At 66.8% G+C, this 13,779-nt stretch carries 15 protein-coding genes; 14 read left to right on the top strand and 1 reads right to left on the bottom strand.

From position 1 onward, the window contains the following. Window positions 1-30 precede the first annotated feature (30 nt). From ACWBU6_RS19845 to ACWBU6_RS19830, 4 genes are all read left to right on the top strand, one after another. Window positions 31-1,668 carry a hypothetical protein gene (locus ACWBU6_RS19845; protein WP_452645115.1) on the top strand — a complete coding sequence of 546 codons (1,638 nt, stop codon included), beginning with the start codon at window positions 31-33 and terminating at the stop codon, window positions 1,666-1,668. Between the two features lie 143 nt (window positions 1,669-1,811). Next, the gene (locus tag ACWBU6_RS19840) at window positions 1,812-2,867 is read left to right on the top strand and encodes a methyltransferase regulatory domain-containing protein (RefSeq protein WP_452645114.1); all 1,056 of its coding nucleotides are present in this window, start codon (window positions 1,812-1,814) and stop codon (window positions 2,865-2,867) included. Window positions 2,868-2,869: 2 nt separating this feature from the next. Next, the gene (locus ACWBU6_RS19835) at window positions 2,870-4,396 is read left to right on the top strand and encodes a class I SAM-dependent methyltransferase (RefSeq protein WP_452645113.1); all 1,527 of its coding nucleotides are present in this window, start codon (window positions 2,870-2,872) and stop codon (window positions 4,394-4,396) included. Window positions 4,397-4,507: 111 nt separating this feature from the next. Next, entirely contained in the window at window positions 4,508-4,948 is a 441-nt protein-coding gene (locus tag ACWBU6_RS19830; RefSeq protein ID WP_452645112.1) for a hypothetical protein, read from the top strand. Window positions 4,949-4,952: 4 nt separating this feature from the next. Here ACWBU6_RS19830 and ACWBU6_RS19825 read toward each other — a convergent pair whose 3' ends face one another. Further along, window positions 4,953-5,570, bottom strand: a complete 618-nt coding sequence (locus tag ACWBU6_RS19825; RefSeq protein ID WP_452645111.1) for an RNA polymerase sigma factor — start codon at window positions 5,568-5,570, stop codon at window positions 4,953-4,955. Window positions 5,571-5,782: 212 nt separating this feature from the next. On the opposite strand from ACWBU6_RS19825, the gene ACWBU6_RS19820 reads away from it, so the two are divergent. The 10 genes from ACWBU6_RS19820 to ACWBU6_RS19775 all read left to right on the top strand — a co-directional run bounded on the left by ACWBU6_RS19820 (window position 5,783) and on the right by ACWBU6_RS19775 (window position 13,772). Next, window positions 5,783-6,577: a hypothetical protein gene (locus ACWBU6_RS19820; protein WP_452645110.1), complete on the top strand. Its 795-nt coding sequence runs from the start codon at window positions 5,783-5,785 to the stop codon at window positions 6,575-6,577. Window positions 6,578-6,590: 13 nt separating this feature from the next. Next, window positions 6,591-7,106 carry a hypothetical protein gene (locus ACWBU6_RS19815; RefSeq protein ID WP_452645109.1) on the top strand — a complete coding sequence of 172 codons (516 nt, stop codon included), beginning with the start codon at window positions 6,591-6,593 and terminating at the stop codon, window positions 7,104-7,106. Then, entirely contained in the window at window positions 7,103-7,441 is a 339-nt protein-coding gene (locus ACWBU6_RS19810; RefSeq protein WP_452645108.1) for a hypothetical protein, read from the top strand. The genes ACWBU6_RS19815 and ACWBU6_RS19810 overlap by 4 nt, the downstream gene beginning before the upstream one ends. After that, window positions 7,438-7,893: a hypothetical protein gene (locus ACWBU6_RS19805; RefSeq protein WP_452645107.1), complete on the top strand. Its 456-nt coding sequence runs from the start codon at window positions 7,438-7,440 to the stop codon at window positions 7,891-7,893. Before ACWBU6_RS19810 ends, ACWBU6_RS19805 begins: the two co-directional genes overlap by 4 nt. Next, a complete protein-coding gene (locus ACWBU6_RS19800) occupies window positions 7,874-8,143 on the top strand; it encodes a hypothetical protein (RefSeq protein ID WP_452645106.1) in 270 nt (89 codons plus the stop codon). The genes ACWBU6_RS19805 and ACWBU6_RS19800 overlap by 20 nt, the downstream gene beginning before the upstream one ends. Before the next feature lie 12 nt (window positions 8,144-8,155). Further along, on the top strand, window positions 8,156-10,246 hold the full coding sequence (sctV, locus tag ACWBU6_RS19795; RefSeq protein ID WP_452645105.1) for a type III secretion system export apparatus subunit SctV: 2,091 nt from the start codon (window positions 8,156-8,158) through the stop codon (window positions 10,244-10,246). Between the two features lie 79 nt (window positions 10,247-10,325). Then, entirely contained in the window at window positions 10,326-11,306 is a 981-nt protein-coding gene (locus tag ACWBU6_RS19790) for an FHA domain-containing protein (RefSeq protein WP_452645104.1), read from the top strand. Between the two features lie 23 nt (window positions 11,307-11,329). Beyond that, window positions 11,330-12,664, top strand: coding sequence for a FliI/YscN family ATPase (locus ACWBU6_RS19785; RefSeq protein ID WP_452649588.1), 1,335 nt, complete (start codon window positions 11,330-11,332; stop codon window positions 12,662-12,664). After that, window positions 12,661-13,137, top strand: a complete 477-nt coding sequence (locus tag ACWBU6_RS19780; RefSeq protein ID WP_452645103.1) for a hypothetical protein — start codon at window positions 12,661-12,663, stop codon at window positions 13,135-13,137. Before ACWBU6_RS19785 ends, ACWBU6_RS19780 begins: the two co-directional genes overlap by 4 nt. Continuing rightward, the gene (locus ACWBU6_RS19775) at window positions 13,134-13,772 is read left to right on the top strand and encodes a hypothetical protein (RefSeq protein ID WP_452645102.1); all 639 of its coding nucleotides are present in this window, start codon (window positions 13,134-13,136) and stop codon (window positions 13,770-13,772) included. The genes ACWBU6_RS19780 and ACWBU6_RS19775 overlap by 4 nt, the downstream gene beginning before the upstream one ends. The last annotated feature ends 7 nt before the right edge of the window (window positions 13,773-13,779 follow it).

Below are 13,779 nucleotides of genomic sequence, written 5' to 3'. Positions count from 1 at the left end.
CGCATTCACTTACTCGACCAAGGAAACAGCATGTCAGCCACGATCACCACTACCACCACGACGATCACCACCACTTTTGACAACGACACGCCGGGCGCCTTCCGCCCCGTGCTAACCGGGGTTTCGCCGCTTGGCGCGGAATCGAGCGACATCCTGTTTGCCCGCTCGCCGCGCGGCCAGGGTTCGCCTGAAACGCTGGCCGACGTGCTCGACGAACTGGATCTGCCGGCCTGGCTGAAGAACGCGGCCCGCAATATGCTGTTCGCGGGCGACGGCGGCAGCCAGCTGCCATCGGAGTCCAGCGCCGCCAAGACCATCAACTCCTTCCAGAAGGACAACGGCATCCGCTACCTCTCGCCCGACCAGGTAAGGCAGATGGCAGAAACGGGCTATTTCACCGACAAGAACGGCAAGACCCGCCTGGTGCCCGAAGATGTGCAGCTGGCGGCCCAGAAGCTGATGGCCAACGGCGGCGAGCTGTACCGGAAGCTGGAATCGGCCAAGAACGGCGAACATGACGGGAAGCTGAGCCAGGAAGACTACCGCTATGCGGTCGAGGATGGCACCATTTCGCCCAACGGCGGTTCCGGCTATGCGCCGACGATGCGCGGCATTTCGCTGCTGGACTTCATGAACGCCATCATGAACGGCAATATTTCATCGAACCGTCCAAGCGAGTATGGCGCGGCCAAGACCATCAACGATTTCCAGAAAGAGCACGGCATCAGCCATCTTTCCATCGACCAGATCCAGCAGATGGCCGAAACGGGATACTGCAAGGACAAGAACGGGAAGTTCATCCAGGTGCCGGAAGAAGTGCAGGATGCGGCACGCGCCATGGCGGCCAATAACTTCGAGCTGTTCAAGAAACTGGAAAGCGCCACCAACGGCAAGCATGACGGCTCGCTGAGCATCGGCGACTTCCGTGAAGCGGTCAAGGACGGTTCAATCGGCAAAGGCAGCGGCTTTGTGCGCGATGCCAGTTTCGACCTGGAGCTGGAAGGCGGCTTCGATGGCTTGCCGTCGCGCGCCGATGCGGCCAGGACCATCAGGGACTTCCAGAAGGATAACGATATCCGCCTGCTCGATATCGACCAGTTGCGCCAGATGGCCGAAACCGGCTATTACACCGACAAATCCGGCAAGACCCGCCAGGTGCCGGAAGAGGTGCAACAGGCCGCCCAGCGCATGGCGGCCAACAACTTCGAGCTGTTCAAGCAGCTGGAATCGGCCACCAATGGCGAGCATGACGGCAAACTGAGCCAGGGCGATTACTCCGAGGCGGTAAAGGATGGCACCATCCAGGCCCGCAGCGGCGACCGTCCGGACTACCGCTACATCAGGAATCCGGATGAAGTGCGGCCTGGCGGAGACTGGACTTCGGCGTCGGCGGCGACCCGCAGCATGCAGCACTTCCAGGCCGAACATGGCATTCGTTTCCTGACGATCGACCAAGTCCGGCAGATGGCTGCCACCGGCTACTGTACCGACAAGAATGGCAAGACCATCCAGGTGCCGGAGGAGGTCCAGCAGGCGGCCCAGCGCATGGCGGCCAACAACTACGCGCTGTTCAAGGAACTGGAGTCGGCCACCAATGGCGAGCATGACGGCCGCCTGAGCATGAAGGACTATCGCAACGCCGGCCGCGACCGCGTCTTCTACACCTGATCCATGCTTGCAGCAACAGGGAGTTCACTATGGACGCGAACGCGAAAGTGGTCCGCGGGGAGCCGCTGCGTGAGCAGCAATGCGCCACGCTAGACGAGGGATTCAACTGGCACCGCATCCGGCGCCTGTCCCGCAAAGGCTGAATGCCGGGAGAACAAGACATGGACCAGCAGTGGTGGCAACCCGGACCGGAGCACTTGAATTTCGCCTGTGCCCTGGCCGGCGTGGAACCTGTTCCGCTCGACCGGCCGTTCAGCTTCCTCGGGCTCGATTGCGGCCAGGAGCTCGCTTTGGCCGCCGCCGCAGGCGCCAATCCGCATGGCAGCTACTTTGTGGCTGGTGCAGCTGCGGGGCAGGCCGCTGGCCTGCCGCCCATGGACTTTATCATCCTGGCCTGTCCATTCAGCTGGCTGGACCGGCAGCAGCGGCAGCAGGCCGTTGAGCTGTTCGATCGTTGCCTGAAGCCGGGCGGCATCGCCTATGCCGGCTATGACGCTTTGCCCGGCTGCAGCAGCATCCTGCCCCTGCAACGCCTGGTGCGTGAGCAGGCCCGGTTGCATGGCGATGACGCGGCGCAGCAGCTGGCGCAGGCGGCCGCCCAGGTGGAGCAACTGCGCGGCGCTGCTGCGGCGTACTTTGCCGACAACGACACGCCGGCCATGCGCAGGCGCCTGGCCGGCATCGCACCGGGCTGCCGGGAATTCGCGCGGCGCGGCTGGGAGGCCCTGTATCACGCCGACGTCGCGCGCGCCCTGGCCGACGCCAAGCTGGAATACGTGGCGTCGGCCGACCTTTGGTGGAGCGATCCTCGCCGCCACCTGCCGGCGGCGCAGTGTGCGCTGCTGGACGCGCAGGGCATTCCGGTACTGCGCGAGACGGTGCGCGATGTCCTGCTTGACACCGCATTCCGTCGCGATATTTATGTAAGGGGCGCGCGCCGCATGCATCCGATGCGCCAGGCGGAATGGCTGGCAGGATGCTACCTTGACCTGGCCCCGGCCCGCGGCAAAGCGCCGGCGCAAGCGCTGGATGCAGCGCTTTCCGGGGCCATGCTGGACGCGCTGGCAGGCGGGCCGCGCAGCTTCGCCGAGCTGGCGCTCCTGCCCGCGTTGCAAGGCAAGGACATGCTTGACGTAGCGCGCCTGGCCGGCTTGCTGGTCGATGCCGGCCAGGCGCTCATTTGCAACCAGGGAGCGTGAATATGGACTGGAATGACGGCTACGTGGCGGACCTGGACTATCCGGCGGCATATTTTGCCGAGCAAAGCCCTGGCCACCTGAGTATCGCCTGCATCCTGAATGGGGTCGAACCGGTGCCGCCGGACCGGCCTTTCACCTACTTCGAACTGGGTGCCGGCATGGGCCTGACATCGAACATCCTGGCGGCCAGCCATCCGCACGGCCGCTTCTACTCCAACGATTTCAACCCGGCCCACGTGGCAAGCGCCCGCCAGTTGGCGGACGAGGCGCAGCTGGAAAACATGACGGTGCTCGAATGCAGTTTCGCCGACCTTGCCGCCGGCAAGGCGGACCTGCCGCAGCTCGACTACATCACCATGTATGGCATCTACAGCTGGATCACTCCCGCCAACCGGCAGTGCCTGGTGGAGTTCATCGGCCGCTACCTCAAGCCCGGCGGCATCGTCTATGTCAACTACAATGCCATGCCCGGCTGGACCCGCATCTTGCCCCTGCAGCGCCTGTTGCTTGAGCATGCGAACTGCAATCCGGTGCCGCGCGTAGCGCAGCTGGAACAGGCGCGCGAGCTTGCGCGCAGCCTGGCCGAAGCGGGCGCCGCCTTCTTCGACGGCAGCAAGCAGCTGGATTACCGCATGGCGTCGCTGGCGCGGGACAAGGCGGGCTACCTGGCGCACGAATACCTGAACAGCGGCTGGGAACCGCTTTACCATGCGGACGTGGCGGGCGGCCTGGCGGCCGCCGACCTCGATTTCGTCGGTTCGGCGGACTTGCCGCTCGCCTTCGGGGAGGATTACCTGACGGCGCAGCAGCGGGCGCTCCTTGAAGGCGCGGCCGATCCGCGTTGGCGCGAAACGATGCGCGACTACCTGCTCAATACAAGCTTCCGGGAAGACGTCTACGTGCGCGGCGCCCGCAGCATGCCTGCCGAACGCCAGGCCGGCTGGCTTGCCAGGCTGGGACTGGTCCTGACTTCAGTGGCGCAAACCGGCCCGGCCCCGGACGCCGCAGCCGGCAGCGATAGCGCGGCACTGTGGCGCATTCTCGATGCACTGGCAACAGGAGCGAAAACCTTCACCGAGCTGGCCGGCTACGAAGGCTGCAGCGTGCAGGCCGTGGCACGCCTGGCTGCGCGCCTGGCCGCCTCGGACAAGGCGGCGATCTTTTTCATCGGCAGCGACGCGGTCGACCCCGCGCCGGCCAGGCGGCTTAACCAGGCAATCGCGGCGCAGTCCGCCTATGGCGACCATTACCAGGCGCTTGCCTCGCCCCAATTGGGCGGCGGCCTGCATTCGGGCCTGGCGCAGCGCCTGGTCTACCAATGCCTGGCACAGGCGCCGGCGGAGGAGCCGCCCGACGCACAGGACATCAGCCGCCGCGTAGCCATCCTGTTGCAAGGCCACTTCGCCACCTGTATCCCAGGCAGCCCCGCCGAAACTGCGCTGCACGAGCTGCGCGAAGGATTGCCGCGCACGGTGGCGGCGATCCTGGCGCTCCGCCTCCCGATCTGGCGCACGCTGCGCATGCTGTAGCCGGCACTCGCGGCCCTGTTGCGCGCACCCGGCCGGGACTGGCTGCTAGAATATGCCGGCCGTGGGCCAGCGTCGGGCCCAGGGCGGCATCCGGCCTGCGTGCGCGACGATATGGGGCACTTGCCAGTGCAAGCCGATCATCCAGAAAACAAGGAGTTCGATGGTTCCAGCCGGGCGGCCAATGCGCTGCTGGCGGAGCTGTGCGAATTGTGCGGCCAGGATGCCGCGTCGCCGCCCGTGCTGGAGCTGCAGTTCGGGCTCGTCCTGACGCGCACCGCAGTGGATGCGGCAAGCGGGGGCGGCTGCCTCACCATCTCGGCGCGGCTGCCGGCGCTAGGCCAGGACGGCTACGCGCCGCAAGCGGGAGATTCGCGCTTCGACGGCCTCGATTGCATGTGGCACGCCGATGAGGGCTGCCATATCGCCATGCGCAGGATTGCGCTGGCCCGCCTTGGGGACGAGCGCAGCGTGATGGATGCCATACTGGAAACGGCCGACATGGCCCAGGCCTGGCATGCCAGCATGGCGCTGGACCGGCCGCCGGCCTGCTGAACCATCATTCGCGCCCGCACTGGCGGCGGGCTGCGGCACGTACCCGCGCCACGCGCGAACGGACAGTGCCGATCGGAATATCCAGATCGCGGGCTGCTTCTTCATAGCTCATCTCGCCATCGAGCACCGCCTCGAACGTGTTGCGGATCGCTGGCGGCAGTTCGCCCAGCAGTTTGTCCACCAGGCCCGCCATCTGGCGCAATTCGCACATCAGGGCCGGATCGGCATGGCTGTCGACGATCTGTTCCAGGAAGCTGTCGTCGGTTTCCTCATAGCGGTCGGCGCAGTTGCGCCGCACCTGGTTACGGGCCAGGTTCAAGGCAATGCCAAACAGCCAGGTGGAAGGCTTGGACAGGCCGGAGAACTGGTCGGCGCAACGCAGCGCTTCCACAAACGTGTTCTGTACCACGTCTTCCGCATCGCCCGGGTTGCCCAGGTAGCGCTGCACAAAGCGCAGCAGGTGGGTGCGGTGCTTCTCGTACAGGTGCACCAGGTCGATGCCGCCAGGCGCGGCGGCCGGCGCAGGGCGCAAGCTGTAGACGTTGGCGCTGGCAAGGACAGGAACGGGTACGGCATGGCCGGTGCTATGGATGTCGGTGGCAGCGAGCATGGTTTGGTACATAAGGTTCTCCCACTGGGCTAGATTGCATCGTCGGGCGGGGCGCCTTATGGAATGGGCGCCCCGGCTTGTGTAGGCTGAAAGATAGCAGCCGGATCGCGGTCCGTTGTACTTCCGTGAACATTGATGAGACTTTGAAAAAAGTTGAGGAAAGCGCCGCGGTTTCGCAGGATTTGCTGCGGAACCGCGCTGGCCGCCGCTGCCACTGATGCCGCATGAAGAACGTATCGAACTCCCCAATCAGCCCCGCCGCCCTGGAGCTGCAAGCGCAGCTTTCCAGGCCCGCGGCCAATACAGCCCACAACCTGCGCCAGGCGCACGTGACGGTCGACCTGAAGGCACGCGAGGCGATCGATATCGAGGCCGGCGTCAAGGAGGAACTGGCCTTCCAGAGCAAGGCGCTGGAACAGCGCCGGGTCCCGGCGGCAGTCAGGACGGCGCCGCGCGGCTCGCTGCGTGACAGGACGCGCAGCCAGCAGGCCGGCAAGGCAGCGCAGGTGGGCGGCCCTGGCCATATGAACGAAGCGCATGACGAATGGCATCCCGTCCAGCGCGCGCTGGAGATGCTGCGCGAAGACAGCAGCCAGGAGGGACGGGCCGCGGCGGAAGCCATGCTGACCGAGCGCTTTGACATGGTGCAGAGCTACAACGCCTTGCTGGAGGCATTGCGCGAAGCGGACCAGATGGAAGGCATGAGCGCCTACAAGAAGCGGGCCCTGAAAGGCGCGCTCAACGAGATGATGAGCGACATGATGCAGCGCAGCCCGGGCGACCTGCGGCACACGCTGCAGGAAACCGAAGAATTACACAGCGCCATGGAATCCATGGCGGAGGAAGCGTTGCCGACGACGCGGGAACTGCGCTTCCTGATCGGCGGCAAAGCCAAGGGCCGCGTGGACGTGCCATTGACGCCATTGGCCATGCTCAAGGCGCTGATACGCAATTTCGGCGCGGAGCACTGCGTGTCGGCCATGGAAAGCCTGCGTTCGCGCATGATGGCAGGACTTTAAAGGGAGGGGCGGCATGGGAGCGGATATACGGCGAAACCCGGAACGCAGCATGGGCCGCTACTGGCTGACGATGTCCGATGCCAAGGCCTTCACCGTTGTCAGGTCGGTATTCGATATCGCCGCAGCGCTGCGGCGCGACCTGGCCGACCAGGCGGCGCTGGTGGCGCAGCCGGATGTGGCGGAACTGGCAGTGCAATTGCTGACAGCCGCGGAAACCGGCTGGGGCAAGGCCAAGGCGGCAACGTTGATGGCCCAGTTAGGCGAGGTGAAGCCGCTGCGTGCCGAGGTGCGCGGCAAGGCATGGTCGCTGCTGCGCAGCGCCATGGAAGCGTTGCCTGCCACCTTGTGGGCGGCCGATAAGCTGGCGACCCGGCGCGAGCTGCTGGACGAGCTGCAGCGCCAGGCCCAGGCCGCGCAGTTCGAACTTCCGCTCCTGCCAAGCAAGGTCGAGCGGCGCGAACAGGAGTGGCGCGACAGCATCGCCGCACGGGCCAAGGGCGAATTGCGCGGCCATGGGGGCAGGCAATGAGGGATGACCTGAACGCGGTTTGCTCGCAGCTGCTGGCGCAGGCCCGGCTGCACGATGCGGTGGCCATGGCAGCGCTGGCCGGAGGCAGGCGGTTGTTGATCTATCCGCTGGAGAGCGGCGTGCTGCTGGCGCTTGGCGCGACCACGCCGGAGGCGCAGCACTTGCGGGGGGAAACGCTGCTGCGCCGCCGTGGGGCCGGGCTGCGGCGCCGCGGCGCCTGGCTGCCGGCGCTGTTCGCCGACGGCAGCTGGTACCTGGTGCGCCGTTGCACCGACAGCGAGGCAATCGGGCTGGACGACGAACAATGGCTGGCGGCCGAGGAGTTGCTGCGGTGATCAAGACACGCCTGAACGATGCCGCAAGCCTCGGCTTGCAAGCGCTGGCCGATGCCGGCGAGATCCACAGCCTGGCGCCCTCGCTGCAGGCGGTCAAATCGCGGCCCTTGCTGCTGCCCGCCGAGGAGGCGCTGTCGCTGCCGCCGCCGGTGCTCAGTGCCGATCCGAAGCTGGCGATGCTGGCCCAGGCCGTGGGTCCGGAACTCAGTTTCGACAATCCGGTATGGCGCGGCAATCCCTTGCCTTCGCTGCGCGGCCTGCAAAAAATGCTGATCGACCAGGCACTGCGGCATCCACTGGAGGCACGGGGGCCTGCCTTGCGCGCCGTCCAGGTGGTGGAAACGGCAGTGCAGCTTCGGCTGCGCTGGCAGCAGATGCGGCGCAGCGACGCCGAACCGGATCGCGCACTGCAAACGGCGGAAGGAGGCGAGGATGAGAAAGGGCAGCATTAAGGCGGCGATGGCGGAGGAGTTGGGCGCCGCCATCGGCCTGGTCTGGGGCCACATCGGGGCGCGCCAGCATGATGAAGCGCATGCGCTGGCCAGCGCATGCCTGGAACTCTGGCCCGGCGAACGCAACCTGTTGCTGCTGGCCGGCTACGCGGCCACGGAACTGGGCCTTCCGGCCGACCTGGCCGTACTGCGCCAGGCATTCGGCGCCCAACCCTGCCTGGAACTGATCGCCCGGCGCCAGAGCGCATAAGGAAAACACAGCATGCAATCGATGGCTTTCGTCTTGTTCCTCAATGGAGTTGCCGCCAGGGTGGCCAGGCGCGCAGAGCTGCTCGCCGCCGGCCTGGTGATCGGCATCGTCTTCATGCTGGCCTTGCCGATGCCGGTCTGGCTGCTGGACATCCTGATCGCCTGCAGCCTGGGCGCTTCGGCACTGATTGTCATTGTCGCCATGTACATGCCGGGTCCGACGGCGTTCTCCACCTTCCCGGCAGTGCTGCTGCTGACCACCTTGTTCCGGCTGGCGATTTCGGTATCGACCACACGCCTGATCCTGCTGGAAGCCGATGCCGGGCATATCGTCGAGACCTTCGGCAATTTCGTGGTGGGCGGCAACCTGGTGGTCGGCCTGGTGATCTTCCTGATCCTGACGGTGGTGCAGTTCATCGTCATCACCAAAGGTTCCGAGCGCGTGTCCGAAGTGTCGGCCCGCTTCTCCCTCGATGCAATGCCGGGCAAGCAGATGTCGATCGACAGCGACCTGCGGGCCGGCATCCTGACAGCGGAGGAGGCCAAGGAAAAGCGCGCCAAGCTGGGACAGGAAAGCCAGTTGCACGGCGCCATGGACGGCGCCATGAAGTTCGTCAAGGGCGACGCCATTGCCGGCATCTGCATCGTGGCCATCAACCTGGTGGGCGGTATCTCGATCGGCATCGTGCAGCGGGGCATGGAGGCGTCGCAGGCGATGCAGGTGTATTCCATCCTCACCATCGGCGACGCCCTGATCGCCCAGATCCCGGCACTGCTGATTTCCCTTGGCGCCGGCATGATCACCACGCGCGTCAGCGGCGACGACGCGGAGGGCGAACAAAGCAATATCGGCCAGGACATCGTGGGAGAACTGTTCAAGGAGCCCAAGGCCTTGCTGACCACGGCGGCCATCATGCTGCTGTTCAGCGCCATCCCCGGCATGCCGGCCATGGTTTTCCTGGTCCTGGCACTGGGCCTGGGCGGGGCGGGCGTGATGGGCATGCTCAAGCCCCTTGCCGATGCCGAAAAGGAAAGGGCGGCGCAAGAGAAGGAGCGGCAGAATGCCAGCATTGTCGACCTGACCAATTTCTCGGCCACCACGCCCTTCATACTGCGCATGCCTGAAGCGATGCGCGATACGCCGGAAGCGGAGACGATCCGCGTTGCGGTGCGCGTCATGCGCAACGGGATGCTGGAACGGCGCGGCATTCCGGACCTGAAACCCATCGAGTTCGAATACCACCATTCGATTCCCGAGGGGCGTGTCCATTTCCTGATGGCCGAGGTGCCGCTGATCGACGAGGAAATCCGACTTGGCTGGGGCGCGACCCAGGAGGCGGCGGGGCGTTTGCAGGAACTGGGCTTCACGGCCGTCGAAGCCCAGGTTGCGGGTTCGCGCCGCCGGCGCACCTGGGTGCGCATCGAGGACGCAGCGGCGCTGGCCGAGGCGGGCGTGCAGTACCAGCGCTGGGAAGCCGTGTGCGGCGCCGATATCGAAGTCGAGATGCTGCGCAACTGCCAGATGTTCGTCGGCGTCAATGAAGTGATCCGCTTCACGCGCTGGGCGGAACGGCGCTATCCCGAGCTGGGCAAGGAGGTCAACAAGACGCTCACCTTGCCGCGCCTGACTGAGGTGGTGCAGCGGCTGACGCGGGAGGGCGTCTCCCTGCGCAATGCGCGCCTGTTACTGGAGACGACCCTGGACTGGGCGCCCAAGGAGCGCGATCCGGACGTCATCGCGGACTATGTGCGGCTGGCCCTGAAGCGGCAACTGTGCTTCGAGGTGGCGCGCAACGGACTGATCGAGGTGATCCTGCTGTCGCCGGAACTGGAAGACCTGCTGCGCAACGCCATGCGCCAGACCAGCCAGGGCAGCTATCTCGATATCGATCCCGAGACCGAGCAGATGATCCTCGACCGCCTGGGCGAGCTGTCGCACAGCGTGAGCTCGTCGGTGGCGCCACCGGTACTGGTGACGGCGGCGGACATCCGCCGCTCCGTGCGCAAGCTGATCGAGGAGGAATTCTTCTCGGTGCCGGTGTTCGCCTTCTCCGAGCTGACCCAGCACCTGCGGATCCAGCCGGTCGGCATGATCGAAGCATAAGCGGCGGAACCGGGCGGCCCGCGCCTGCCACACATGGTAGCGGCGCGATCCCGGCGCCGGGAATCTTGGAGGTGAGGATATGGGCGAACAATCCGGGCTGGAGTTACGGATCCTGAGCGGGCTGCATCGCGGCGCCAGCCTGCCGCTGGGCGCAGAACACTACGTGATCGGCGCCAGCGATGATGCGGACGTGGTCTTGCTTGACCCAGGGGTGGCCGGCCGGCACGCCACGCTGCGCCATGACGGCGAGCGCTGGCTGCTGGCGGCGCTGGAAGGAAGCGTGCGCGGCGCGGCGCCGGACGCGGAGCAGGAGGAGCATGTCCTGGCGCCCGGCGGCAGTGCGCGTATCGGTGCAGTCTGGATCGGCGTTGCCGATGCGGCGGCGCCGTGGATGGAGCCGCCATCCTTGCCTGCAGCGATGGCTGGCGGGGCGGCGCATGGCGCAGTCCCGGGCGCAGGCCGGCCCGCGCGGCCGGCAGAGCCGGACCCCGCCCCGTCGGCCGGAAAACGCGGGAAGCGCCGCAGCCGCGCCATGTGGGTGCCTGTGGCCGCCGGCACTGTGCTGGCAGGCGCCGCTTCGCTGGCATTTAGCGCCAGGCCGGCGCCGCCGCAGGTGCTGCCGCCGGCTCCGGCCCTCCCGGCCGTCCTGGCGGCAGCGCCGCAGGCCCCCAGGACGCCGCCGGCGGCCCTGGCCCAGGCCTTTCGCAAGCGCCTGGCCGACGTGGACATGCTGCGCCGTTTCGACTTGCAGCTCGATGAAGGCGCCTGGCGCATGAAGGGCGCGCTGGACGAGGAGGAAACCCTGCGTTTCCGACGCATCCTGGCCGATTTCGTGAAAGCGAACCACATCGAATTTCCCATCGACGTGCAACTGGGTGGTGCCGATACGCTGCTGCCGTTCCAGATCCAGCAACTGGTGACAGGCAACCAGGCCAGCATCGTGACCAGCGACGGCCGGCGCCTCTATCCGGGCGATGAATACAAGGGAGTGCGCCTGACCGCCATCGACGGCAACCGCATCACCTTTGCAGGACCCGCACCGATCGAGGTGCGCTGGTGACAGTGGCCGCAGCCTTGCAGGAAATGCGCGCAGCCATCCCGGCATGGAGGGCGCAGCTTCCGCCGCATCCGGGGTTCACCAGCCGCGGCAAGGTGGCGCAGGTCCTGGGCACCCTGATCGAGGCCCATATGCCGCCGGTGCAGATCGGCGAGCTTTGCCACCTGTACGACCAGCAGCGCGGCGGCGCGCCAATGCTGGCAGAGGTGGTAGGCTTTACCGAGCGCTGCGCCGTGCTGTCCGCACTCAGTCCGCTGGAAGGTGTTTCCAGCAACACCGTGATCGAACCGCTGCGGCGCGCGCATACCATAGAAGCGGGCGACCACCTGTTCGGCAGCGTGCTCGATGGCTTTGGCCGCCAGATGTTCCGCGCGCCGGCTGCCAGCGGCGTCGTGGGCACCTGGCGCACCACGGTGCCGGTGATCCGCGACGCGCCGCAGGCCGTGGAGCGGCCGCGCATCGTCACGCCGCTGCCTACCGGCGTGCGCGCCATCGACGGCATGCTGACCATGGGCCTGGGCCAGCGCATCGGCGTTTTTGCCGGCCCCGGTTGCGGCAAGACCACCCTGATGGCAGCCATTGCGCGCGGCTGCCAGGCCGAAGCGATCGTGTTCGGCCTGATCGGCGAACGTGGCCGCGAACTGAACGAATTCCTGGAACACGAACTGGACGACGAACTGGTGCGCAAGACCGTGATCGTCTGCGCCACCTCCGACCGCACGTCGATGGAAAGGGCGCGCGCCGCCTTTACCGCAACGGCGATTGCCGAGGCTTTCCGGGCGCGCGGTAAACAGGTGCTGCTGCTGGTCGACTCGCTGACCCGCTTTGCCCGCGCCCAGCGCGAGATCGGCCTGGCGGCCGGAGAGCCGCCGGCACGCGGCGGCTTCACCCCGTCGGTCTACACCATGCTGCCGCGCCTGATCGAGCGCGCCGGCAGCACGCCGGACGGGGCGATCACCGCCATGTATACGGTGCTGGTGGATGGCGAATCGGCTTCCGACCCGATCGGCGACGAGGCCAAGTCCTTGCTGGATGGGCACATCCTGCTGACGCGCAAGCTGGCCGAGCAGGGCCATTACCCTGCCATCGACGTCCTGGCCAGCATCAGCCGCGTGATGAGCAATGTGACCACGCGTGAACACCGCGCGGCTGCCGGGCAGTTCCGCGAACTGCTGGCGCGCTACCAGGAGATGGAACTGCTGATACGCCTTGGCGAATACCAGCCGGGCGCCGACCCGGTGGCCGACCGCGCCATGCAGTTGCGCCCCGCGCAGCTGGAATTCCTGCGCCAGTACACCGGCAGCGGAAGCGGCACGCCGTTCCAGGAAACGCTGGATACCTTGCTGGGGATGCAGTCATGAAGCGCGGCAGGCGGGAAGTGACTGACGTGGCCGAGCCTAAGCGGCCGGACCGCAGCCTGGACCAGCTGCTGCACGTGCGCAAGCAAAGACTGGGGCGGCTCGAACGTGAGCGCAGCAGTGCCCGGGACAGCTGGCGCGCCAGCCGCCAGGCGCTGCACGACTACAAGTTGCGCAAGCGCGAGGCGGTGCGGCAGGCCGCGCAGTTCTGGCAGGAGGCGCGCGCCCGGTTCCTGCAGATGACGATCACCACGGGCCAGTTCCACGTTGCCAAGGCGCGCCATGCGCGGATGAAGGAAGAGGCGGCCAGCCTGAACTTGCGCTGTCAGGAAGCGGTGCGGGAATCCCGGCAGGCAGGCGCGCGCTTCTTCGCAGCACGGAGCGAGGCACGGCGCGCCCAGCGGCAGCAGGAGAAGCTCGGCATCATGCGCGATGAGCTGCGTGCCCTGGCCCGCCAGGCCGGGGAGGCCGGATGAACCGCCTGCCGCCGGCCATGCCGGGACGATGGCTGGACGAGCTTTTGCCCGGCAGGTCAAACCGCCGTCCGCTAACTGCGCCGGCATGGCGCCTGGCCACTGCAGCCGCGGCCCAGCCGGCCACGCCGGCACAGGCGCCGCCAAGGCCGGTGCGGGTGCACGGCAAAGCGGCCGCGCCGGCCCAGCCTGAGCCGCCGCGCACTGCCCGTGCGCCGTCCAATCCTGCGCGCGAACAGCCGGCCGATAAGCTGGAAGACTGGCGCACTGGCGAAGGCGCGGGCGCAAGCGGGCAGGAAGGCCGCCAGGGCCGCGGGCGGGGCGATGACGGTGCCGATGGCGGGCAAGGCGATCCTGGAGCAGCGCTGACGGGTGCTGCAGCGGCATACGGGCAAGCGTTCGACGCGCAGGACATCGTGGCGCTGCTCCCCGCAGGGAACATGAGCGGCATCTTCGAAGTGCAACTGCCCGGCGGCGAGACGATGGCCGTGGCAGTGGACGCCGGCCCGGCTTGCGTTGCCTATCACCTGAAGCCGGCCGGCAAGGGCCTGGCCGAGCGCCTGCGTGGCCAGCAAAAGGAACTAAGCGTCCACCTGGAACGACGTATAGGAAAGGATGTGACCCTGACCATACTGTAAGCGGAGG

Source organism: Pseudoduganella sp. HUAS MS19 (assembly GCF_053615455.1).
This window is presented reverse-complemented; position numbering and strand designations above follow the sequence as displayed.